Source organism: Sphingobium sp. AP49 (assembly GCF_000281715.2).
GTDB lineage: Bacteria > Pseudomonadota > Alphaproteobacteria > Sphingomonadales > Sphingomonadaceae > Sphingobium.
Genome location: NZ_CP124576.1, coordinates 3,712,630 through 3,736,932, shown reverse-complemented (window position 1 = coordinate 3,736,932; position 24,303 = coordinate 3,712,630). Strand labels below are relative to the sequence as shown.

The window sequence follows — 24,303 nt, the reverse complement described above, 5'->3', positions numbered from 1 at the left end:
ATGGCCTGTGCCACGATCTCTACGGGCTCCGGCTTTCTGTCCGGCACGCTGGCATTCATCGATTGCCAGGCCCAGGTCATTGGAAGCTATGGCTATGGCGCGCTTGCTGATGCGGGGTCTCCGATCAACTCTGCCCTGAGCATAGTTCTGACCATTTTCATTGCTCTTTACGGTCTGAAGCTGCTTCTCGGTCAGTTCGTGAGTTGGCCTGCCATTGTCGGCGCGGCGCTCAAGGTCGGGATTGTGCTGACGCTGGCGACCAGCTGGCCCTCTTGGCGGATCGTTGGTTTCGACCTGCTGATGCGTGGGCCATTCGAGATTGCGCAAACCGTCGGCCTGTCGACCGGTCTGGTCGCTCAGCCTGATGCGATGATCGCGCGATTGCAGGCAGTCGATGATGCCATTGTCGTCATGACGAGCTATGGCACGGGCAGGCTGACAGGGGGCGTGGCCTCGGGAAATGAGCTGGGCGATTCGTTCAAGGGCATAGCCCTTGCCGATCAGTTTTCATTAGGGATGGGGAGAGCGGCCTATCTGGTGGGCACCCTGCTGCCTTTCGGGATATTTCGGCTGGGCGCCGGCCTGTTATTGGCCATTGCGCCGCTCATGGCAGGTCTTCTCCTCTTCCATGGCACAAGTTCAATTTTCATGGGCTGGACGAGAGGCCTCGTGTTTTGTGCCATGGGAACGCTTGTGCAATGGCTCGTGCAAGCTGTCGAAATCGCTCTTTTCGAACCCTGGGTTCAGTCCGTCATTACCGATCGCCAAGGCGGAACACTGACGCCCTCAGCTCCGACGGAGCTGTTTGTGCTGAGTCTGGCTTTTTCCGGAATCAGCCTGGGTTTGATGCTGCTGTTCATGCGGTTCATCTTTCATCCCCCACAGATCAATCTGACCTTTGCCCGTCCAGCTGACGCTGTCGTCATCAACCAGAGCGTGCAGTCCCCACTGTCGATCGCCCTGTCCGATGTTCATGCGGCATCGCGTGCCCAAATAACTGCCGATACAGTCTCGAATTCGCTTCGTCGCGAACAACGTCTTTCGACCCGATCAACAGCCTCGGGAGATAGTGATTCCGTTCGGCCAGCCCAAGGCATTGGCGCTTTTACTTTGTCGGCAGCGCCCGGGCATCGAACTGTCGAGGCCATGAGAGAAGGTCGGGCACCGCTCCGTACATCGGAGTCTGCTCGATTGAGAGACAATAAAGCATGAATGCTGAACCCAATCTGGAACGCGCTGCCTATTATCGCGAGGCGGAAAGCTGGGCTGCAGACAGGGAACGCGGGCGCTTCATCTCGTTGCGAGCCGCCTGGATTGTGGCGGGCGTCGCATCGACTATCGCGCTGTTCGAAGCCATTGCCTTAATCACGCTCACGCCGTTGAAGACCGTCGTCCCTTACACGTTGCTGGTTGATCGGCAGACTGGCTTCGTACAGGAACTCAAGCCACTTGATCGGCAGAGCATAACGGCCGATGCAGCGCTTACGCGCTCGTTTCTGGCGCAATATGTCATCGCGCGCGAAAGTTTCGACATCGACAGTTTGCGCGACGATTATCGCAAGGTCGCCCTGTGGTCCGAGGGCGATGCCCGCAATCGATATATGGCAGCAGTACGGGCCTCGAACCCGTCTAGCCCACTTGCGACGCTGCCCCGCAAAGCCCTTGTCCAGGTCGAAATTCGGAGCATTTCCTCGTTGAGTGACGATAGCGCGCTGGTCCGGTTCGTCACGACCCGAACGGATCCAGGCGGACGAGCGCGCGCGCCAACACCATGGGCTGCCGTCATCAAATATCGTTATTCGGCGGGCAATATGAGTGCGGCGGATCGCTTGGCCAACCCCTTAGGTTTCCAGGTGGCACGCTATCGGCGCGACGCTGAAATTCCAATCGCCCCTGTGCCGGACGTTCCCACAAATCCCGCCTCGGTGACGAATGAGACCCAAGCGGTTTCTGAGACGATGACTTGGGAGCCTGCCGTGCGGCAGGCTTGGCCATGAAAGTAGCCGTGCTCGCCTTTCTCGTGGCCATAACGCCGATGATGGCGCGCGCCCAAACGGCAATGCAAGTTGATCCCCGCATGCAGATCGTTCAGTTCGCGCCGGATCGCCCCATGACGCTTAGAACAATGCTGGGAGGCGATATTCTGATCATGCTGCCAAGCGGTGAGCATATACAAAAGATCACGCTAGACCGTCCTGGCGACTATCAGGTGCGCGTGGCAAACACAGCGGATGGTCTTTCCTTGCGCCAACTTCGCGGACTTTCACAAACGGGAATGGAGGTCGAGACTGATCTGCGGCGCTATGATTTTACGTTGGCGCCCACTTTCGAAACCGATGTTCCTTATCTGGTTCGGATTGAACTGCCTCGTCTCGCTCCTTCGGTCTCGCCCGGCACCCCGAAATCGGGAGATCTGACGGCCTACAAAGTGTCCGGTAGCAAAGCATTGAGACCGCAAACCATCGGTGATGATGGTCTGCGAACCTATATTACATGGGACGAAGGACAACTCATTCCTGCCGTGTTTGCCATCGATTCGTTGGGCAAGGAAGAAATGGTCGATGGCTATATGCGCGATGATATTTTCACGGTTGACCGCGTATATCCCAAACTGGTCTTCCGGATTGACCGATCGGCGGTTTTTGCCATTCGCCAGGTGAAGGGCTCCCCTCGTCATGGCAACTGAGGATATGGAAGCCCCTCCTGGGCGTGCCGACATTCGTCCGGTCGTCGCGGCCCGTTCGACCGACAGAAATGTCCTGTTGTTTGTCGGCGTTGCAATTTTGGGGGGCGGATTCCTCTTCTATGCCTTGGAAGGCCGGCGTGCCTCATCGCAGCTTGCTGATTTGACGGTTCCCACAGGCGCTTCCAGCGATCTTATTGCTTCGCCTCCACCGCTCGACATCCCTCAGCTTTACGATGGGGCCTTGGCGATGGCGGCGCGACGGCCCACGCCTTTTATTCCAGCCGGTTTACCAGCTTTTCAGGAGGGTTCTGCATCGCGACGCCATCCTGCCCCGGTGACCTATGCTCCGCCTGTCCAGATTTTTTCCTCGCCTTCCGCAATGACCACCCCCCGAGTTTCGGATGACCATTTTGCGGCCGCGGACAATATTGCTTCGCCCACGGTCGTTTTCAATTCGGCTACCGGAAGGCCGGTAAGTTCCACAGGCGGACCTGATGCTGGAACTCCGTCGGAAAGAGTGACGGCGACCCGCTTTCAAAACCCCTCGACGACGATTCCGAAAGGGACAGTGATCCAGGCGGTTTTGGAGACAGCACTTGATTCCACGCGGGCCGGCTTTGCGCGTGCCATTGTATCGCGCGACATATTTGGGTTTGACGGTACCGAGATACTCATCCCCCGCGGAAGCAGGCTGGTCGGAGAATATAAGGCCGATCTCGTTGCTGGACAGAAGCGGGCACTGATCCAATGGCAGCGTTTGATGCGGTCTGACGGAGCCATGATCAACCTCGATTCACCGGCAGCCGATCCCTTGGGTCGTGCCGGGGTACAAGGCAAGGTTGATAGCCACTTTCTTGAGCGTTTCAGCGGTGCCATTCTGCAGTCCGCGCTCAGCATCGGTGTTCAATTGGCGACCCAAAGCGCCTCCAGGGACTCTGTCGTGGTGGCCCTGCCGGGCAGTTTGCAAGGTGTTGCCACGATCCAGTCAGAGAAGATTCAACCGACATTGAAAGTTCGCCATGGGAGCAGCGTTTCGGTGTTCGTCAGCCGCGATCTCGATTTCAGCACGGTCAGCCCATGACTGTAGCGGAGAGATCGATCTACCTGAGTGGCTATCTGTCGCTGCTGACCCCTTTTCTTTCGCGCGAAGACGTGAGCGACATTTACATCAATCGACCCGGTGAACTGTGGCTGGAAGTGAATGGCGGAGCGCCCGAGCGTCATGAAGTCCCCGAGCTCTCTAGTGAAACCTTGCTGCGCCTCGCACGACAGATAGCTGCCTGGAGTTCTCAGGCGATTAGCCGGGAACATCCTCTTCTGGCGGCATCCTTGCCGACCGGCGAGCGTATCCAGATTGCTGTTCCCCCGGCGACCCGCCGTGACATCGCCATATCGATCCGACGGCAAATCGTACGGTCGATCAAGTTGGAGGATCTCAAGCCGCGGGAAATGGAGGGCTCTCCGATCTCTCTGGAAAATAGTAACGGCATCGAGGTTTCTGGGACGGAAGACATCGCTGAACTTCTGCGGCAAGCGGTCAAGGCGCGAAAAACGATATTGATCTCGGGAGGAACATCTTCGGGCAAGACGACATTACTGAATACTCTTATTGGAGAGATTCCTCGTAATGAGCGCCTGATTTTCATTGAAGACGCACCCGAACTCCATATTCGCCATCCCAATGCGGTCGGTCTTGTTGCGCCGCGTAGCGAACTGCGGGAGTCGGACATCGATGCGGACGATCTCCTGATTGCTTCCCTGAGAATGCGGCCCGACCGAATTATTTTGGGCGAAATAAGAGGGCGTGAGGCCATCACCTTTTTGCGTGCGGTCAATACAGGGCATCCCGGTTCCATAAGTACGATCCACGCAAACAGCTGTGAGGCTGCACTCGATCAGCTCGCTTTTCTGGCAATACAAGGTGGCCTGAAATTCGGCTGGGATGATCTGAGAAATTACATTGCTTCGACTGTAGATCTGTCAATCAATATTACTATGGATAATGGTCACATAAATTATTCCATAACAAAATATTAAATTGAGCACGCATAAGTCACATTATTCAAAGAGGGGTGGAACGATGATCAATGACTTTGTAAAGATATTGTCTATCACAACCACAACTATGTCGATGTGGGCTGGGGCTGCGCTTGCAGCTCCCTGCTCGGTGCCCAATGCGATTTCCAATGGGCAAGTGGCTGATGCGACCAAGATTATGGATAATTTCAATGCGATTGCGAATTGCACTGAGAGCGCGGTAACGACCACCGGAACTCCCATTCCTGGCTCGATCACAATTTTTTCAGGTTCGGGATCGGTAACATCTGGCGATCTTACAGGTGATGTAAAAACGGTTGGCGGTACCGAAACAACCTTGTCCAATAGTGGTGTATCGCCAGGGCATTATACGAACGCTGATATCATAGTGGATGCGAAAGGTCGGATAACTGCGGCAGCAAATGGCGCAGGCGGCGGCGGAGGCGGCGCCTTGCCCGTCGTGAGAGGGACAGGCATTCAAGCCGCTAGCGCATCCAATTACACGGTCTCGTGGCCAAGCGGCTCGGTTGCTGGAGATCTGGCGATAATTTTCATCGCGGGAGGGTGGGATATTTCGGGAGCTCCGTCTGGATGGAACCTGATCGATAAAAAATCGGGAACGAATTGGAGTGGTTCGATCATCGCTAAGATACTGACGCCATCAGATATTTCTTCTGGTTCCGTTATTATCAATATGACCGGATCATTTGATAGCGTTTTATCCATAATTACATTTCAAGGAAGCACTTCTGGTATTGTTGTCACGACATCGGCACAGAATGCTTCCGGGTTGAGTACGCGTCCGATTAGTTCGTCATCGACAGCAAGCGGGCCTATGTATCTTTATTTCGGATCGGGCCGTACGACTGGCAACGTATCGGTTAGCGACGGCTCGCCCTTGCAGGCATATCGTGCAGGTTCGGCTTCCGGTGCCCTTTACGGCGCATCGGCTCGCCCGTTCTTCGGGGCAGTCAATTTCAACTATTCCTCTGTTCCCTCCGGTGACTACCAAGCCATCGTTATTGTGACTGGGCCATAAGGGGCTAAAGCCGCCCGTTTTCGTCGCCGGGCGGCGAAGGAATATTTTCTCGCCTGCCCGGATTTTTCCGGTTGAAGTTCTAGGTGTTTAGTCCCGGCATTTGATGGTGCATTGTTCAGCCAGGGATGGAAGGATGCACTATGGGCCAGATTCTTCACGGGAACGCCCGCACGAAAGAGGCGGTCCGTCGAGCGATACAACATAGTCAAGAGAGCCTGAGGGTTCTGGCCAAGCGCTACGGAATCAACCAGAAGACCGTGGCGAAGTGGAAGAGGCGTACAGCAGTCAAAGATCTGCCGACCGGGCCGAAGGAGGCGCATTCCACGACGCTTTCCGTTGAGGAGGAGGCGATCATCGTCGCCTTCCGCCGGCACACGCTCCTGCCGCTCGATGATTGCCTCTACGCCTTGCAAGCAACGATCCCGCATCTGACGCGCTCATCCCTGCATCGCTGTCTGCAACGGCATGGCATCAGCCGGTTGCCAGAGGTGACGGGCGACAAGGAGCCGAAGCGGAAGTTCAAGTCCTACCCTATCGGCTATTGCCACATCGACATTGCCGAAGTGCGTACCGCCGAAGGCAAGCTCTATCTCTATGTGGCGATCGACAGGACCAGCAAGTTCGCTTTTGTCCAACTTGTAACCAAGACCGGCAGAACATCGGCTTCCGCATTCCTCGTCGCGCTGATCGCCGCTGTGCCCTACACGATCCACACTGTTCTGATGGATAACGGCATCCAGTTCACCTTTCCGTCGCGCTACGCCGTTGGTCTCACGGCCACCGATACAGATATCCGGCCTTCATGGCTCGCCCATCACCTTTGGCGCAGCCCTATTGCCCATTCATGCACTGTCCGCAGACGTATGAATGCGTTGCCAGTAACATGATCGCGTGTGGACGAGATCGGCAGCGGCCTTCGGCCCTGGCCCCTTTCAAATCGTGCCAAACCCTGATTCCCAAACTCTGATTCAGGGCAGGCATGAACTGATATGCGCCTTGAGCGGTTCTTCTCGAAGCGGCAGCATTTTCGTCCTGGCACCCCGGATGCGACACGCTCTCCGCCAACTGCCTCGCCATGGTACGCCTCGCTTGAATGTGGCTTATGGCCATGGCATCCCGTCGGATGCCGTGGCCCTGCTGCCAACGGGGGATCGGATCAGAAATCGAAGCCGGCAGTCAGGCCGTAGGTGCGCGGGGCGGCATTGGTGCCATTGTCGCCGCTGTTCGTGCCGCCGATCTGGGTATGATAATCGGCGTCGGTCAGGTTCTTGCCCCACAGGCGGATGAACAGATGATCGTCCTTCGTCCACCAGGTCAGCGAAGCGTCGACCGTGTCATAGGCCTTCTGCTTCACCCGCTCGTCCGGCGTGCCGACGAAGCCGCTATTATGGTAGAAATTGCCCGCCAGCGTGAACTTGCCGAAACCGGTCGGAATATCGAGCGACCCGCCGACACTGGCGGTGAAGGTCGGGGTGTTCTGCAACTTGTTGCCCGACGCATCGCCGATATAGAGGCAATTGCCGCCCAAGGTCGTGTTGAGCGGGCTCAGCGTTCCCTGACAGGCCTGCGGCGTCGTCTGTCCCGGCGCAATGATCTGGTTGAAGGTCGGATTGGTCGCCGGATTCTTGACCAGCGTGAAGTCCGCAGGCAGCGGGAAGGGCTGGCTCAGGATCGCATTGGTGAAGCCGGTATAGCGCGCATGGGTATAGTTGACGCCGCCGAACAGGCGGAAATTCTGGGTCACGCGCCAGGTGAAGTCGGCATCGATGCCATAGATATGGGCGCCATCGGCATTATAGGCGCTGTTGACGCCGGAAATGACCTGCTGAACCTGGATATTCTGTTCGTCATAATAATAGCCGGCGATGTTCAGCCGCACCTTGCGGTCGAACAGGTCGGACTTGATGCCGATTTCATAGGCGTCGACGACATCGGGCTGCAGCAGCACGATCGGCGTCGCCTGCGGAATATAGGCGCCGCTGCGGAAGCCGCGATTATAGCTGGCATAGGCCAGCAGCTCGGGCGAGAAGCGATGGTCGAGTGACAGGCGCCAGGTCAGCTTGTTGAAGGTTGCGCTTTCCTCCACCGTGGGTGAGGTCGTCGTCACTTTCGTATTGCCGTTATAGGACACGGTATAGGCGTTGAGCTCGCGCTTGTCGCTGGTGTAGCGCAGGCCGGCGGTCAAGTTGGTGCTGGCGCCGAAGCTGTAGGTGCCCTCGGCAAAGCCGGCGAAGCTGTCGAGCGTCTGGTAATTGATATTGTCGCTATAGCCGTTGCCGCCAAAGGTGAAGAGGCCGGTGGTGCGGGCCGGATCATTGCCCGCCTTGCCATGCATGTAGAAGCCGCCCAGCACCCATTTGAACGGGCCGCCCGCTTCCGACACCAGGTTCAACTCCTGGGTGAACTGCTTGTCGAACTGGCTGTTGTCGATGACGATGCGCTTCAATGTCGTGCCATCGGGATCGAAATAATAGTCGAAGGTCGACTTGCGGTAGGCGGTGATGCTTTTCAGCGAAGCGCCGCCGAAATCCTGCTCGACCGTCAGGCTGGATCCCCAGGCGCGGGTCTGCATGTGCGGATCGACATCGGAATAGATGTCATGGTCGGGGTCGCCGCCCAGATCGATGATCTGCTGCGTCACATTCTGGCCCAGCGCATTGAGGTCGAAATTGCGGAAGGCTGGCTCGCTGGCATTGCGGCCATTGGCGTCGGCCGCAAGCGTCACCTTCGTGTCCTCGGTCGGTTCCCACAAGAGCTTGCCGCGCACGCCCCAATTCCTGCCGGCCTGCACATCATTGCCGGTGTAGAGATTCTTGCCATAGCCGCTCTGGCGATTCTCATATTGGCCGGCCAGGCTGAAGGCGATCTTGTCGGTGATGCCCGACGAGACATAGCCCGCCGCGTGGATCGTGTCGTAATTGTCGTAACCGATCTCCGCCTTGCCGGTCAGGTCGTAGCTCGGCCCCATGGTGGTGATCTGGATCAGGCCGCCGGTCGCATTGCGGCCGAACAGCGTGCCCTGCGGCCCCTTCAGCACCGCCACCTGCTCGGTATCGAACATCGACTGGAGGATGCCGAAGGACGCGCCATAATAGACTCCGTCGACATAGACGGCGACCGGGTTCTCGATGCCCGGTCCCTGGCCGGTGGCGCCGATGCCGCGGATGCGCGGCAGGCCGATGCCGCCGGTCGCGGTGGTGACGTTCAAGGCGGGGACGGTCGACTTGAGATCGGCGGTGCTGGAGACACCGGCCGCGCTCAACTGGCTATTGTCGAGCGCGGTGATGGCGATCGGCACATTCTGCGCATTTTCCGATCGCTTCTGGGCGGTGACGATGATGTCGCTGATCGCGCCGTCGGTGGCGGTGCCTTGTGGCGCGCTGTCCTGCGCGATGGCCGACCCGCAGGTCAGGATGAAAATTCCGGTGCTTGCCAGCAGAGCCAGACGACGGGCTCCGGCGGTTGTGCCGCTCTTGCGCATATATCCTCCTCCCAATTCTAATGCTGCGCGGCAGGCGGCTGCACAATGCTCTGTTGCAGCCCGTTCCATCGCGTCGCCCTTTGGTGATTGAGCGGATTAATCAAGCTGCGGCGCGATGGGTTATAGGCAGTCGACAGCGCCCGATAATTTCTGCGATCCGCCGCATGCGTACGTCGGTCGCTTCGACTAACAGGACGATATCGGCCAGATGGGCCGCGCCGCTGCACAGGCAAAAAAGGGCGAGCGCGTACCGGCGTTCCTGGGAGAGAGAGAAGTGAACCGTCGAGAGTTTATGGCAGCCGTGCCTGCCAGCGTCCTGCTCAGCCAGGTCGGCATTGCGAAGGCCGCGCCGGGCAAGAAGGGCGTGCTGCTGATGAACCGCATCGCCCCGTCCCAGTCCGCGCTCTACACCGCCGGCGCCGATGGCGCGGGCGAGCGCAAGCTGCTGGCGGATGCGGCTTATGACTACAACGTCACCCTCTCGCCCAAGGGCGATCGCATCATCTTCACCTCCGAACGCAATGGCGACGGCCAGTCGGACCTGTTCATCGCCCTGCCGGACGGCAGCGGCATTCGCCAGCTGGCGCAGGGATCGTCGATGGACGATGCCGGCGTGCTGTCGCCCGATGGGCGCACGCTCGCCTTCGTGTCGACCCGCAACGGCTATCGCGCCAATATCTGGGTGATGGACGTCAAGTCCGGCGCGATGAAGCAACTGACCGGCATCGGCGATGTGCGCGGCAAGGCCGACAGCCCCGACTGCTATTTCCGTCCCGCCTGGTCGCCCGATGGCAAGTGGATCGCCTTTTCCAGCGATCGCGACACCAGCTGGCGCGGCCATGATGACGGGCGCGGCTGGGAACATACGCAGGAACTCAGCATCTATGTGATCCGCGCCGACGGCACCGGCTTCCGCCAGGTCGCCAGCCGCAAGGGCTGGTGCCTGGGCTCGCCGGCCTGGTCGCCGGATGGCAAGCGGATCGCCTTCTATGAACTCACCACCGAAGCGACGTGGGGCGCGCGCCGTCCCGAATGGATCGGCCGGGTGGAATCGCAGATCGTCTCGGTCGACGTCGCCACCGGCGCACGCATCGAACATACCAACAGCGCGGGGCTGAAGGTTGCGCCGCATTTCCTGTCCAATGACGAGATCGGCTATCTGATGAAGGGCGGGCCGGAAGAGGGGATCGCCTATACATCGGGCCGTCCCGGCTTCAAGCGCGCGGGCCTGCGCTCACCGCGCTGGTCGGCCGACGGCAAGTCGGTCTTTTACGAAGTCGTCGCCTTCCGCCCGGTCCGGCCGCTGCTCAAGCCGCTCTATGGCTGGGACGCGGACTATGAATATCGCCATATGGACGTGTTCCCGATCCTCTCGCGCCAGGGGATGCTGGCCTTCACCGAAAAGCAGCTCGGCAACAGCTCGATCGTCTCGATGAAGCCGGACGGCAGCGACCGCCGCGTCGTCTTCGATGCGTCGAACAAGGGGCTGAACCCGGAAATGGTGAAGAAGGGGCTGTCGGGCGCCTTCCAGCCGGCCTGGTCGCCCGATGGCGAATGGATCGCCTTCGGCATGGGCACCTGGTTCGCCGAACGCTCCTATGCCAAGGCAACCCTGATGCGGGTCAAGGCCGATGGCAGCAGCTATGAAGCGCTGACCGATGGCCGCGTCCATTCCGGCTTCCCCAGCTACTCGGCGGACGGCAAGGAAATCGTCTTTCGCGTCTGGGGCGACGATGAAAAGGGGTTGCGCGTCCTCAATCTCGACACCGGCAAGATTCGCGTGCTCACGACCGAGCTGGACAATCTTCCCGGCTGGTCGCCCGACGGCAAGCGCATCGTCTTCACGCGGAAAGTGAATGGCACCACCTTCCAGATCTGCACCATCGCACCCGACGGGTCGGACCTGCAGCAACTGACCCACGGGCTGGAAAGCGACGGCCATGCGGTCTGGTCGCCGGACGGCCGGATCATGTGGAGCGGGTCGGCGCACGGCTTCCGCGACGAGGCCGCGCTCTACGACAATACGTTTCAGCAATATGGCCAGATCTACGTGATGAACGCCGATGGCAGCGACAAGAAGATGCTGACCGACAGCAAGTGGGAGGATTCCATGCCGCTGTTCATCGACAACAAATATCTCTGAACCTTCTCCGGGGCGGGGACGGGGGAGCGGACCGTTGGTTCGCTCCCCTTTTTCGTGTCAGCCGGCTTTCAGCACGCCGTCGAACAGCGGGACCAGCGTCTGCCAATGATGCTCGGCCTCGACCGGATCATGCACCGCCGTATCGCGCGGCACCCAGCCATGACGCGCGGGATAGGTCTCGACTCGGTGATCGACCCCCGCCTGCGTCAGTGCCTCTTCCAGACGCGCCTTCATCTCGTCGGGGAAATTCGCGTCCTCGATCGCGCCGGCGACATAGATTTTCGCCTGCATCTGCGGCGCCAGCAGATGCGGGCTGGACGGCGTGTCATTGGCGAGGCCCCCGCCATGATAGGATGCGGCGACGGCGATCTTGTCAGGGAAGGTGCCGGCGGCGATCAGCGCCAGCCTCCCGCCCATGCAATAGCCAACCACACCGACCGCGCCGGGCAGGATGTCGATCTGGTCGGCCAGCGCATCCAGCAGCGCCTGGGTATCCTTCATGACATTTTTCGGCGTCGCGGTGGCCATATAGGTGTCGCGATGCGCTGCGCGCAGGTCCGGATCGGTGAAGACGATCTTCGGATCGACCGGCGGATAGGGGCCGGCGCGATAGAAGAGATCGGGCAGGGCGACGACATAGCCCGCCGCCGCCAGTCGTGCCGCCATTTCCTGCACCGCCGGGCGGATGCCGGGGCCGTCCATGTAGAGGATGGCAAGCGGCCATGCGCCCTCGCCGACGGGCCGGTGCAGATGGACTGGGCAGATGCCGTCGGGCGTCGCCACCTCGACCAGTTGCTGGATCGTTTCAACCATATGATGTCACCTCCGATGGAATGGATTCCATCCTCTGTGACGGCTGCGGGGCGCGGGCAGCGATCGAACCTGCCCGCATCCTGATCGAAATCCGTCAGCCGACGTCGCGCAGATGCGGCCGCGGCGCGCTGACATGGGCACGGATCAGGTTGATGAAATCCTGGTGCATCCGCGTCGGCAGCCAACTGGCGCGCATGGTGATGCCCAGCGATGGCACCGGCGTTATAGGGCCATAGAGCACGGCGCGCAGACTATCCTCATGCTCCAGCTCATAGCTTGTCATCAGGGTCAGCCGGTCGCTGCGCTTGAGCAGGTGGCGGATCACCGGCAGGGCGCAGGTGGCGATCGAGGTCTGCGGCGCCGGGCCATCGGCGAAGATCCGCTCGAAACAGGCGCGCCGGCTCGACCCATCCGTCCCCGTCACCCAGTCATAGGCGCGCAGATCCTCGATCGATACCTTGCCGAGGCGTGTGAGCGGATGGCCGCGCCGGGCGACCACCGAATAGGGCGTACGGGCCAGCGGTTCGCGGATCACCTCGCCCGATTCCAGTTCGGGCAGCAGGCCGATCACGAAATCGACATCGCCCGCGCGCAGGCTCTTGGCCATTTCCGCCGCGCTCTCGTTCATGATGCGGATGTCGGCATGGGGGTGGAGCCGCAGGAAATCGTCAAGCACCGATGCGAGCAGCACGCTGCCGCCAAAGGGCATGGCGCCGATCACCATCTGCCGGGTCGATCCGCCCTGGGCCGCTTCCAGTTCCTCGATCCCCCATTCGATCTCCTGCAGCGCCAGCTTCATGCGGCGGCCGAACTGGCTACCCAAGGGGCTGACCAGCACGCCGGCGGCGGTGCGGTAGAAGAGCGAGACGCCAAGGTTGCTTTCCAGGTCGCGGGCCGCGCGCTGCAGCGAGGCGGAGGAGATGCCGACGGACTCGGACGCCCGGTCGAACGATCCATGCTCGATCGCGCCGACCACGGTACGGATCTGCGACCGGGTGAAGCGGTTCATGATCGCCCGCGCCGCAACCTTGGTATCGGCGGCGCCCGCTTCCATGATCGCCTGTTCGGCCTGCTCGAAGAAGCGGCGGATGCGGGCATGGAACAGGTCGCCCAGCTCATTGAGATAGCTGCCGCTGGCGCGCCGGTCGACCAGCACGGACCCGATCTGCTCCTCCAGCTTGGCGAGCGCCTGGGTCACGGCGGGCTGGGACAGGCTGCACTCTTCGGAGGCGCGGCGGACGCTCTTCAGATCGCCGATCGCGGCGAACAGACGCAACTGCCGGAAACTGATCGCTGCCGCTCGGGCGGCACTATCCTGCTTGCTCATTTCTTATCCTCTCGCCCTCGATTTCTATCCGAACATTTATTGGCGAGGCAATGGCGATCACCTGGGAATGAAAGGCTTGGGCGGCTGGTCCGGACGCTCTGTCATGGCGGCGCGAGCATCATGATTGTCCATAAAAAACATATATAATACATAGTGATAGATATTAATTCTTCTCGAATGATAACGTTGTCTCCTGCGACGGTGACGGCTGCCGGGCAGCATGAAATCAATCGCACACGGCGCAAAACCTATCGCCATGAAGCAGGAAACCAATCGCCATATAAGCCGATGGCAGCGCAAAACTTATCACTGGAGGGTGGGGCTGGGCGCACCGGGCCTATAAGTTGTGCGCCGCGTCCATTTGGTTCGCTGGCGGGTGCGTTGACTAAAGGGCCGGCGAACAGCTTTTTGCGGCCGAACAGGCGGACCGGGCTTGATGGGCACCGGTTCGCGGACCAGGCCGACAGGAGAGTGTAGAGTGGGCGACAAACTGCATCTGAAGATTGCCATTGCGGAGCATCCGCATACCGCGGCGATCCGCGACGGATCGATCGAGATCGAGGGGGTGGATGCCGAATTCGTGACGGTGAAGCCGCAGATCGGCGCCTTCCGCCGGATGGTGCGCGAACTGGAATTCGATGTCTGCGAAATCGCGCCGACCACCTACATCATCGCCCGCGCCTATGGAAAGAAGTTCAAGGCGCTGCCGATCTTCGTCGTGCGCCGCTTCCACCATTCGGGCCTGCTGGTGCGCCCCGATGCGGGCATCGTCAGCCCCAAGGATCTGGAAGGAAAGCCCTGCGGCGTGCGCGCCTATTCGGTGACCACCGGCGTCTGGACGCGCCAGGTGCTGATCGACGAATTCGGCGTCGACAACAACAAGATCATCTGGTGGGTGGATGACGAGGAGCATGTGCAGGAATTGCAGCTGCCCGCCAATGTCCGCCATGTCGCCGCCGGCGACAGCCTGGCCGACATGATGGCGCGCGGCGATATCGTCGCCGGCTTCGATGCGGCGGCGGGCATCGGCCGCACCGGCGCGCCGACCGACGGCTGGCAGGAGGTGGAGGCCAATTATCCCGACCTCTTTCCCAATGCGGCCGAGCTGGAAGCGGACTATTATGCCCGCACCAAAGTCTATCCGATGCACGGCACGATCGTCGTCAAGGATGCGGTGCTGGAGCAGCATCCCTGGGTCGCCCGCTCGCTGAACGACGCCTTCACTCGCGCCAAGGACGACTGGGTCGCCAAGCTCAATTCCGGCGAGGCCACCGGCGCCGGCGCCGACAAATATCGCGCACTCCAGCAGATCGTCGGTCCCGACCCGCTGCCCTATGGCATAGAGGCGAACCGCGCGACGATCGAGGCGCTGGAAAAGACCGCCTTCGACCAGGGGCTGACCCCGCGCCGCATGACGATGGACGAATTGTTCGTCGATCCCGAAACGGCCCCGGCCTTCCAGCCCGCCTGACCTTCATCGCACAGAGAGCGACATCATGATCATCGATTGCCACGGGCATTTCACCACGGTTCCCAAGTCATTCCGCGACTGGCGCGCCAAGCAGGTCGACTATGCCAATGACCCGGTCAACGCGCCCAAGCCGGAAGAAGGCGCGATCCTGACCGACGACCAGATCCGCGAGGGGATCGAGGGCGGCCAATTGAAGCTGCAGCAGGAACGCGGCAGCGACCTCACCCTTTTCTCGCCGATCGCAGGCCTGATGAGCCATCATCTGGGCAATGAACGCACCAGCCTGGAATGGGCGCGCGTGTCGAACGACAATGTGAAGCGGGTGACGGAGCTGTATCCCGACAATTTCGTGCCGGTCTGCCAGTTGCCGCAGTCGCCCGGTGCGCCGCCGGCCAACAGCATTCCCGAACTGCGCCGCTGCGTCGAGGAACTGGGTTTCGTCGGCGTCAATGTGAACCCGGACCCGACCGGTGGCTACTGGACCGGCAAGCCCTTTACCGACCGCGAATGGTATCCGCTGTTCGAGGCGATGTGCGACCTCGACGTGCCGGGCATGGTGCATGTCGCTGCCTCCTGCAATCCCAATTTCCACGGCACCGGCGCCCATTATCTCAACGCCGACACCTCGGTCTTCATGCAGATATTGCAGTCCGACCTGTTCAAGGATTTTCCGACCCTGCGTCTGGTCATTCCGCATGGCGGCGGCGCGGTGCCCTATCATTGGGGGCGCTATCGCGGCATGAGCCTGGAGATGGTCGATCGCCCGCTCGAAGGGCTGCTCGACAATATCTTCTTCGACACCTGCGTCTATCACCTGCCCGGCGTGGAATTGCTGACCAAGGTGATCCCGACCGATAACGTGTTGTTCGGGTCGGAAATGATCGGCGCGGTGCGCGGACGCGATCCCAACACCGGCGAATATTTCGACGACACCAAGAAATATGTCGACGCCCTGCCGCTGGACGCCGCCGACAAAGCGAAGATCTTCGAGGGCAATGCCCGCCGCGTCTATCCGCGCCTCGACGCGCTGCTGAAGAGCAGAGGTCTCTGAAACACGGAAATTATGGGCTGCGGCGGACTATCGACTGTTCGCCGCAGCCCCGCCCGGCACAATCGGGCAGGCAACTGACAAAGCAGACAACAAGATGGCGATGATCCTCGCCGGAGAGAAAGCGTGAAGCCGATGGCATCCAATTATGTCGACATCCACCCCCATGTCATTTCGGACGATGAAGGGCGCTACCCGCCCGCGCCGCTGTTCGGCAAGCGCTCCGACTGGTCGCAGGAACGGCCGAGCACGGTCGACACGCTGATCGCGCAGATGGATGCGGCCGGCGTCGACAAGGCGGCGGTGGTCCATTCCTCGACCACCTATGGCTTCGACAACAGCTATGTCGTCGATGCCTGCAACGCCCATCCCGACCGGCTGATCGCGGTCGGTTCGGTCGATGTGCTGGCGCCCGACGCGGTGGCGACCATCCGTCAGTGGGTGGACCGGGGCCTGGCCGGCCTGCGCGTCTTCACCGGCGGCAGCACCAAGGAATTCGACCCCAGCGAACTGGATGATGCGCGCGCCTACCCGGCCTGGGAACTGCTCGGCGACCTCGGGCTCACCATGTGCATCCAGACCGGCCCGGTCGGCCTGCCCGCCGTGGTTGCGCTGGCCAGGCGCTTCCCCCATGTGCCGATCATCCTAGACCATCTCGGCCGGCCCGACGTCACCGATGGCGCGCCCTATGCCGCCGCGCAGAGTCTGTTCGACATTGCGCCGATCGAATCCATCTATCTCAAGCTGACCCCGCGTATCATGGGCGACGTCCAGAAGGGCGCGGCCAGCCCGGAAAGCTTCTTCCCCAAGCTGGTCGAAGCCTTCGGCGCGCAGCGTCTCGCCTGGGGCTCCAACTATCCGACGTCCGAAGGGACGCTGGCGGACATCAAGGCGACGGCGCAGGATCGCCTGTCCTGCCTGTCGGATGAGGACCGCAGCTGGATCTTCGCGAAGACGGCACAGTCGCTCTATCCCCGACTGGCCGACTGACCGGGTCGCAAAGAGAAGAACAGGAGAGGCGGGATGGCCATGTCAAACATCATCGACAGTCCGACCAATATCGAAGCCCCGGCCAGGCCGGTGCGCGCGTCGGCCAGCAACTGGGCGATCTTGGCGCTGCTGGCGATCGGCGCGCTGATTGCCTTCGTCGATCGCACCAGCATATCCTCGGCGCTGGCCGTGCCCTCGTTCAAGACGCATTTCCAGCTGACCGACGTCGATCGCGGCTGGGTCAATTCCGCCTTCTTCTGGTCCTATGCGCTGTTGCAGATACCGATGGGCTGGATCGTCGACCGCTATGGCGTGAAGACGCCCTATACGATCTGCTTCGTGCTCTGGTGCGCCGCCTCGGCGGCAACGGGCCTTGTGACCACGCTCGCGGGCCTCATCATCATGCGCCTGATCGTCGGCGCGGCAGAAGCCGTCGTGGTGCCGGCCAGCTATCGCTGGATCCGCAACAATTTCAAGGAAGGGCAGAGCGGCACCGCCGTCGGCTTCTACATGCTGGGCAACAAGTTCGGCCCGGCGATCGGTGCTCCGGTCGCGGCCTGGCTGATCCTGGCGTTCGACTGGCGGGCGATGTTCGTCATCACCGGCCTTGCCGGCGCGATCTGGCTGCTGCCCTGGATGGCGATGGTGAAGAACGACCTGCCCAAGGCCGGCGACATGGTCGAGGTGAAGCGCAAGGCGTCGGCCGTGTCCTTCGGCACGATCATGGCCAGCCCGCTCGTCTGGGGCACGCTGGTCGTCAACTTCTGCTACAATTATTTCACCTTCTACTGCATGACCTGGATGCCGGCCTATCTGGTCGAGCAGCGCGGGCTCAGCCTTGAGAAGATGGGTCTTTATTCCTTCTTCAGCTTCGCCGGCATCGCCATTGTCGCGCTGGTGGCGGGCTGGAGCGCGGACCGGCTGATCGCGCGCGGCGGCGACCCGGTGTTCGTGCGCAAGGCGTTCGTCATTTCCGGCTTCGTCCTCGCCTGCACCGTGTTGCTCGGCGCGCAGACCCAGTCGCTGCAATGGGCGCTGTTCTGGAACGTCGCCTCCTTGTCGGGCCTCGGCCTTGCCACCGCAAACAATCTCGCGCTCTGCCGCCTGACCCTGATCCCGGCACCGGCCGTCGGTCTGGTGACCGGCGTGCAGCAGGTTGCGACCAGCCTGGCCGGCATCGTCGCGCCGATCCTGTCGGGCTGGCTGCTCCATGTCAGCGGCGGCTACGCCCTGCCGATGCAGGTCATCTTCGTCTTCCTGGTGATCGGCGCGCTGACCACCTGGCTGCTGCTCCGCCCGCAATGGGCGCCCAAGATCCCGGAGGCGGCCCCGGCTGCCTGACCCCATCCATCGACTTTTCCGGCTTCGTCGCCGGCATGATTATCGCCCGCAGGGCAGGAGGAATAAATGGCTGAAATCGTTTTCGGCATGTGCGTGCCGCACAGCGGTATGCTGGGCCAGGCGCCCGAGGACTGGCTGACCAATGGCGAGCGGGACCGCAACAATCCCAAGCTCTGGTATCGCAACCGCACCTGGACCTATCCCGAGCTGGAGGCAGAGCGGAAGGATGAAGGGTTCGAGGCGCTGCTGACGATCGAGGAGCGCACCGCGCGTTCCAAGCGCTGCACTGCTGCCCTTGCCGAAATGAAGGCCGCCTATGACCGCGCCAATGTCGATGTGGTCATCATCATGGGCAAGGACCAGAAGGAGATCTTCGTCGACATGACGCCGTCGATCGCCATCTATTCGGGCGCGGAAATCTACAACGGCCCGCCCCAGCGCGCGGTCTATGCCCCCGATCATGACGTGACCTATCCGGGCCATCCCGAACTGGCGCAGCATCTGCTGGTGAGCCTTCAGGCCGACGGTTTCGACCTCACTGACCTCATGACCTGGCCCGACAATGTGTGGATGAAGCCGCTGCCGGAAAAGCCGGTCGTGCCGCACGCCTATGGCTTCGTCTATCGCCAGATCATGGGCGACAATGTGCCGCCCAATGTGCCGATCCTGATGAACACCTTCTACGAGCCGACCCAGCCCTCGATGAAGCGCAGCCTGCAGTTCGGCAAGGCGCTGGTCGATGCGGTGAAGGCGTGGAAGAGCGATGCCCGCGTCGCCATCATCGCCTCGGGCGGGCTCACCCATTTCGTCTGCGACCCGGACCTCGACAAGGTCTTCATCGATGCGCTGGGCAGCTATGATTTCGACACGCTGGAGGGGATCGACAACCGATCCTACCAGTCGGGCACGTCGGAGGTGAAGCTCTATTGCTCGGTGCTGGTCGCGATGCAGGAATCCAACACCCAGATGACGCTGGTCGACTATGTCCCCTGCCTGCGCACGGCGGCGGGCACCGGCGAGGGCATGGGCTTCATGTATTGGAGCCCGGCGAGCGCCTGATCCTGACACCCTGATACAAGATCGCCCGGCCGCATTGGCGGGCATGAAGGAATGATCTGAGATGACCGACAATCGCCTCAACGGCGTGATCCGCGCCTGGGAACAGGGCAAGCCCGCCTTCGCCGCCTTTTCCAAGGTCGACAAGCTGACCGCCCAGGAAATGACCGACGCCCCCTATGACGGCATCGTCTTCGAGATGGAGCATAACCCCTATGATGTCGGGGGCCTGGGCGACGCGCTCCAGTACATGCTCAACCGCAAGAAGATCGCCGAAAGCGGATCGGTCGCGCCCTCGGTCACGCCGCTGGCGCGCATCCCTGCCAATGGCGCGGAAATGAACCAGTTTCAGGCCAAGCAGGTGCTGGACCGGGGCGTCTATGGCGTCATCACCCCCCATGTCTCGACCGTCGAGCAGGCGTGGAACGCGGTCGCCTCCTGCCGCTATGCCAAGCCCAAGGGCGCGGCCCTCTACGAACCCAAGGGCATTCGCGGCGATGGCCCGGCGACGGCGGCGCGCTATTGGGGCCTGTCGCAGCCGGACTATTATGCGAAGGCCGACGTTTGGCCACTCGCCCCGCATGGCGAATTGCTGGTCGGCATGATGTGCGAAAGCCCCGAGGCGATCGACAATCTCGACGATATCCTGGCCAACGTGCCGGGCATCGGCCTGGTGCTGATCGGCGAGGGCGACCTCAGCCAGGCGCTCGGCTATCCCCGCCAGTACGAGCATCCCGAGGTGCTCGATGCGATGCGCCGGATCGTCGAGACCTGCCATAAGCACAAGGTCGCGGTCGGCAACCCGCACACCAATGCCAAGAATGTCGAGCGCCTGCTGGGCGAGGGCTACAAGTTCCTGATGTCCGCGCCCAGCCGCAGCTATGGCGTGGTCGGTCAGGGTCGCGAACTGGCGGGCTACTAAGCAGGTGGACAAATTTGGACGGTCCGCAAGTGACCAGAAATTGCCCTATACATCATTGTCACCCTGAACTTGTTTCAGGGTCCATTCCTCCCAGCGGACCATCGGCCTGTTGGGCATAATGGATGCTGAAACAAGTTCAGCATGACGCTGGAGAAGGGCAGAATCCCCTCTCCACGCCATTTGGCAGTTTCGGCCTAAGTCCAATCTTCGACACCGTGAGACACACCAACCCCGGGGCATGAGGCTCCGGGAAAGGCGGTCGGCTGCCGGTCATCGACCGGCGCCGAAGCTATCGCCGCAGGCGGCTTTTCGATTGGCGGGCGCGCGCGGCGGAATGGAATGCTCCCCCAAGATCATGAGAATGGGATAGGTAGATGAACGGCGCAGAGAGCCTGGTGACGACCCTGGTCGACCAAGGCGTGGATATTTGTTTCGCCAACCCCGGCACATCGGAAATGCACTTCCTGTCCGCGCTGGAAAATCCGCGGATGAAGAGCGTGCTCTGCCTGTATGAGGGCGTCTGCACCGGCGCGGCCGACGGCTGGTATCGGATGAAGGACAAGCCGGCATCGACCCTGCTGCACCTTGGCCCGGGCCTCGCCAACGGCCTGTCCAACATCCACAATGCCAAGCGCGCCAGTTCGGCGATGGTCAATATCGTCGGCGAACATTCGGCCAGTCACCTCAAATATGATCCGCCGCTGACATCGGATATCGAGGGGCTGGCCCGGCCCTTGAGCCATTGGGTGCGCCGCGCCGAATCCTCCACCTCGATCGCCTGGGACACGGTGACGGCGGTGGCCAAGGCGTCGGAACATCCCGGGCAAATCGCGACCCTGATCCTGCCGGGCGACACCGCCTGGAAGGATGCGGGCCAGGCGATCACCCCCGCGCCGATCACGCCCGCGCGTAAGGCGCCCGACGGCGCGCGGATCGATGCGATCGCGCAGGTGCTGCGCTCGGGCGAACCGGCGCTCATCATCCTCGCCAACAAGGGCACGCGTGGCCGGGCGCTGGAACTGGCGGGGCAGGTCGCGGCCAGCACCGGCTGTCGCTTGGGCACCCAATTCTTCACCGCCCGGATCGAGCGCGGCGCGGGCCGCGTGCCGCTGGAACGCATCCCCTATGCCGTGCCGCAGGGCGCCGCCTTCCTCCAGGGCTTCAAGCATCTCATCACGGTCGAGACCAGGGAACCGGTCGCCTTCTTCAGCTATCCCGACAAGCCCAGCCTGCTGAAGGCCCCGGGCACGATCGTCCATGAACTCTGCGCCGCGGACGAGGACAGCACGCTGGCGTTCGAGATGCTGGTCGATGCGCTGGGGCTGGGCACCGCCGCGCCGATCCTGCAGCAGCGGATCGAAACGGCCCCGCCCAGCGGCGCGCTCAATCCGCAGAGCATCGCCTATGCGCTCGCCGCCGCCTTGCCCGATCATGCGATCCTGGTCGATGAATCGCTGACCACCGGGCGCGAGACGATGGGCTACACCATGGGCGCGCGGCCCCATGACCTCATCAACAATATGGGCGGCTCCATCGGCTATGGTACGCCGGTCGCCACCGGCGCTGCGCTCGCCTGTCCTGACCGTCGCACCGTCTGCATGGTTGGCGATGGCAGCGCCATGTACACGATCCAGTCGCTCTGGACCCAGGCGCGCGAGGGCCTGCCCGTCACCACGATCATCTTCGCCAACAACCAATATGCGATCCTCAAGGCCGAATATGCCAATATGGGCGCCGGCACGCCGGGGCCGCAGGCGATGGCGATGATCGATATCGACCGGCCGACGATCGACTGGGTGGCGATGGCCAAGTCCATGGGCGTGCCCGGCGTGCAGGTCGACAGTGCCGAGGGCCTGTATCAGGCCATGGTCCGCAGCGCGCAGGAGCCCGGACCCTCCCTCATCGAAGTGAAGCTCTATTAGGAGAGGCATAATGGCGACCACCGCCACCACCACGCTCAGGACCAACCTGGCCGACTACCCCGTGACCGCCGCGATGCGCGACGGCCGGGTCTCGTCAGACATCGTCACGCTCGATTATTGCGGCCCCCCGCAGGCGCATAATGGCTTCAAGGCGATGCTGCGCGAAAACGCCTATGATTGCGGTGAACTGGCGATCGTCACGCTGCTCCAGGCCAGGGCCTTCGGCAAGCCCTGGGTCGCGCTGCCGATCCCGGTCAATGGCCGCTTCCAGCATCATTGCGCCGGCTACAACCGCGATTTCGGCGTGCTTCACCCCAAGGATATCGAGGGCAAACGGGTCGGCGTGCGCAGCTATACCCAGACCACGGGGCTGTGGATCCGCGGCATATTGAAGCATGAATATGGCGTCGATCTCGACAAGGTGACCTGGTGCACGGTCAATGACGGCCATCTGCTGGAATATAGCGATCCGGCCAATTGCGAACGGCTGCCCAAGGGCTCCGATATTGGCCAGATGATGCTCGACGGCGAACTGGCGGCAACCTTGCAGGGCGTCGACCTGCCCAAGGATCCGCGCGTCGAGTATCTCGTCCCCGACCCGTTCGAGGCGGCGAAAAAGTGGTTCTCGCGCACCGGCGCGGTGTGCATCAACCATATGTTCGTCGTGCATGAGGAACTGACCCGGACCCGGCCGGACGCCGTGCGCGAAATCTATCGCATGCTGGTGGAAAGCCGGGCGCTGGTCGAGGCGGACCTGCCCGCCAGCTATCCGCCGGTCGGGCTGGAGGCCAATCGCAAGAATATCCAGCTCGCGATCGACTGGGCCTATGAGCAGAAGTTCATCGCCGAGAAAATGTCGGTCGACAGCCTGTTCAACGACATGACCGCTTCGCTGGGCGCCTGAGGGGCAGGAGATGAGCGAAGGGGCGGGCGGCCGGACGCTGCTGATCACCGGGGTCGGGTCGGGGCTGGGGGCGGCCTTCGCCCGCGCGGCGCTGGCGGCGGGGCATCAAGTCGTGGGCACGGTGCGCAGCAAGGCCGGTGCAGCGGCCTTCACCGCCGCCACCGGCGCGCCCGCCCTTGTCCTCGACCTCAACGATGTCGACGCCATGCCCGGCATCGTGGCGCAGGCGGAGGCGCTGGCCGGACCGATCGATATACTCATCAACAATGCCGGCTTCGGCCATGAAGGATCACTGGAGGAATCGCCGCTCGATGCGCTGCGCCGCCAGCTCGACGTCAATGTCGTCGGGCCGGTCGCGCTGATGCAGGCGATGCTGCCCGGCATGCGCGCCCGCCAGCGCGGCCATATCGTCAATGTGACCTCGATGGCGGGCAGCACCGGCCTCACCGGTGTCTCCTTCTATTGCGGCGCGAAATTCGCGCTGGAGGGGATATCGGAGGCGCTGGGCAAGGAAGTGCGGCCGCTCGGCATCATGGTCACCGCCTTCGCGCCGGGCCAGTTCCGCACCGACTGGGCCGGCCGCTCGCTGGAGCGCTCACCGCGTACGATCGCCGATTATGACCCGATCATGGACCCGCAACGTGCCTTCCGCCTGGCCAGAAGCGGCAAGCAGCCGGGCGATCCGGACAAGGCGGCGGCGCTGCTGATGCAGCTCATCGCCACCCCCAATCCCCCCGCGCGCCTCTTCGCCGGCCCCGACGCCCTGGCCCTCGCCACCCAAAAACTGAAGCGCGTCCAGGCCGAAATCAACGCCTGGGAGGAAGCCGGCCGGGCCACGGATTTCTAGGAGGAGGTGTGATGGCGGAGTTGGGTGGATTTGAGACGGTCTGGTTTGAAGGAAATAAATAGCGCTAGCTGACGCTACGCGACGAAAAATTAACCGGCAACAATTGCCCAATTGCGGACGCTCCGCATGTGAAGTAATCAAGGCAGATGGTCGTGCACTCCAGCCAGCGCAAACTCGGGCGACGCCTATATGTGGCCATTCGATGGTTCCAGCTATTTGCAGCCGCGTTATTGTTTGTCTATCAAGCTTGGCAGCTTTCTCACAGTCGCCACATTG

19 protein-coding genes and 1 pseudogene are annotated in these 24,303 nt (G+C 61.8%); 17 read left to right on the top strand and 3 right to left on the bottom strand.

Translation table 11 applies throughout. The annotated features are described in order from the left end of the window. From PMI04_RS17850 to PMI04_RS17820, 7 genes and pseudogenes are all read left to right on the top strand, one after another. Entirely contained in the window at nt 1–1,212 is a 1,212-nt protein-coding gene (locus tag PMI04_RS17850) for a type IV secretion system protein (RefSeq protein ID WP_007711927.1), read from the top strand. After that, nucleotides 1,209–1,997, top strand: coding sequence for a VirB8/TrbF family protein (locus tag PMI04_RS17845; RefSeq protein ID WP_007711926.1), 789 nt, complete (start codon nt 1,209–1,211; stop codon nt 1,995–1,997). Before PMI04_RS17850 ends, PMI04_RS17845 begins: the two co-directional genes overlap by 4 nt. After that, nucleotides 1,994–2,686 (top strand): TrbG/VirB9 family P-type conjugative transfer protein, encoded by a 693-nt coding sequence (locus PMI04_RS17840; protein ID WP_007711925.1) that lies wholly within the window; start codon nt 1,994–1,996, stop codon nt 2,684–2,686. The genes PMI04_RS17845 and PMI04_RS17840 overlap by 4 nt, the downstream gene beginning before the upstream one ends. Further along, nucleotides 2,676–3,767, top strand: a complete 1,092-nt coding sequence (locus tag PMI04_RS17835) for a TrbI/VirB10 family protein (protein WP_007711924.1) — start codon at nt 2,676–2,678, stop codon at nt 3,765–3,767. The genes PMI04_RS17840 and PMI04_RS17835 overlap by 11 nt, the downstream gene beginning before the upstream one ends. Continuing rightward, nucleotides 3,764–4,723, top strand: coding sequence for a P-type DNA transfer ATPase VirB11 (virB11, locus tag PMI04_RS17830; RefSeq protein ID WP_007711922.1), 960 nt, complete (start codon nt 3,764–3,766; stop codon nt 4,721–4,723). The genes PMI04_RS17835 and virB11 overlap by 4 nt, the downstream gene beginning before the upstream one ends. Before the next feature lie 43 nt (nt 4,724–4,766). Next, the gene (locus PMI04_RS17825) at nt 4,767–5,762 is read left to right on the top strand and encodes a hypothetical protein (RefSeq protein WP_007711921.1); all 996 of its coding nucleotides are present in this window, start codon (nt 4,767–4,769) and stop codon (nt 5,760–5,762) included. 140 nt (nt 5,763–5,902) lie between these two features. Beyond that, a pseudogene (locus PMI04_RS17820) lies at nt 5,903–6,508 on the top strand (DDE-type integrase/transposase/recombinase); the annotation flags it as partial. Between the two features lie 410 nt (nt 6,509–6,918). Here PMI04_RS17820 and PMI04_RS17815 read toward each other — a convergent pair. Beyond that, the gene (locus PMI04_RS17815) at nt 6,919–9,243 is read right to left on the bottom strand and encodes a TonB-dependent receptor (RefSeq protein WP_007711917.1); all 2,325 of its coding nucleotides are present in this window, start codon (nt 9,241–9,243) and stop codon (nt 6,919–6,921) included. A gap of 292 nt (nt 9,244–9,535) precedes the next feature. Between PMI04_RS17815 and PMI04_RS17810 the strand changes: the two genes are divergently transcribed. After that, nucleotides 9,536–11,386: a PD40 domain-containing protein gene (locus tag PMI04_RS17810; RefSeq protein ID WP_157178154.1), complete on the top strand. Its 1,851-nt coding sequence runs from the start codon at nt 9,536–9,538 to the stop codon at nt 11,384–11,386. Between the two features lie 57 nt (nt 11,387–11,443). Here the strand turns inward: PMI04_RS17810 and PMI04_RS17805 are convergent, their stop codons facing one another. Both PMI04_RS17805 and PMI04_RS17800 read right to left on the bottom strand, forming a co-directional pair. After that, nucleotides 11,444–12,199: a dienelactone hydrolase family protein gene (locus tag PMI04_RS17805; RefSeq protein ID WP_007711912.1), complete on the bottom strand. Its 756-nt coding sequence runs from the start codon at nt 12,197–12,199 to the stop codon at nt 11,444–11,446. A 94-nt stretch (nt 12,200–12,293) separates the two neighbouring features. Continuing rightward, nucleotides 12,294–13,526, bottom strand: coding sequence for a LysR substrate-binding domain-containing protein (locus PMI04_RS17800; RefSeq protein WP_007711908.1), 1,233 nt, complete (start codon nt 13,524–13,526; stop codon nt 12,294–12,296). Between the two features lie 478 nt (nt 13,527–14,004). Between PMI04_RS17800 and PMI04_RS17795 the strand changes: the two genes are divergently transcribed. The 9 genes from PMI04_RS17795 to PMI04_RS17755 all read left to right on the top strand — a co-directional run bounded on the left by PMI04_RS17795 (nt 14,005) and on the right by PMI04_RS17755 (nt 24,027). Next, nucleotides 14,005–14,997, top strand: a complete 993-nt coding sequence (locus PMI04_RS17795; RefSeq protein ID WP_007711904.1) for a PhnD/SsuA/transferrin family substrate-binding protein — start codon at nt 14,005–14,007, stop codon at nt 14,995–14,997. A gap of 25 nt (nt 14,998–15,022) precedes the next feature. After that, the gene (locus PMI04_RS17790; protein WP_007711900.1) at nt 15,023–16,048 is read left to right on the top strand and encodes an amidohydrolase family protein; all 1,026 of its coding nucleotides are present in this window, start codon (nt 15,023–15,025) and stop codon (nt 16,046–16,048) included. A 132-nt stretch (nt 16,049–16,180) separates the two neighbouring features. After that, nucleotides 16,181–17,035, top strand: coding sequence for an amidohydrolase family protein (locus tag PMI04_RS17785; RefSeq protein ID WP_037486762.1), 855 nt, complete (start codon nt 16,181–16,183; stop codon nt 17,033–17,035). 33 nt (nt 17,036–17,068) lie between these two features. Next, nucleotides 17,069–18,376: an MFS transporter gene (locus tag PMI04_RS17780; RefSeq protein ID WP_007711896.1), complete on the top strand. Its 1,308-nt coding sequence runs from the start codon at nt 17,069–17,071 to the stop codon at nt 18,374–18,376. 66 nt (nt 18,377–18,442) lie between these two features. Further along, nucleotides 18,443–19,435 (top strand): protocatechuate 4,5-dioxygenase subunit beta, encoded by a 993-nt coding sequence (locus PMI04_RS17775; protein ID WP_007711895.1) that lies wholly within the window; start codon nt 18,443–18,445, stop codon nt 19,433–19,435. 61 nt (nt 19,436–19,496) lie between these two features. Continuing rightward, on the top strand, nt 19,497–20,354 hold the full coding sequence (locus PMI04_RS17770) for an aldolase/citrate lyase family protein (RefSeq protein WP_007711893.1): 858 nt from the start codon (nt 19,497–19,499) through the stop codon (nt 20,352–20,354). 374 nt (nt 20,355–20,728) lie between these two features. Further along, complete coding sequence (locus tag PMI04_RS17765) at nt 20,729–22,276, top strand: acetolactate synthase large subunit (RefSeq protein WP_007711891.1); 1,548 nt, start codon at nt 20,729–20,731, stop codon at nt 22,274–22,276. 10 nt (nt 22,277–22,286) lie between these two features. After that, nucleotides 22,287–23,180: a phosphate ABC transporter substrate-binding protein gene (locus PMI04_RS17760; protein ID WP_007711889.1), complete on the top strand. Its 894-nt coding sequence runs from the start codon at nt 22,287–22,289 to the stop codon at nt 23,178–23,180. 10 nt (nt 23,181–23,190) lie between these two features. Further along, nucleotides 23,191–24,027: an oxidoreductase gene (locus PMI04_RS17755; RefSeq protein WP_007711887.1), complete on the top strand. Its 837-nt coding sequence runs from the start codon at nt 23,191–23,193 to the stop codon at nt 24,025–24,027. The last annotated feature ends 276 nt before the right edge of the window (nt 24,028–24,303 follow it).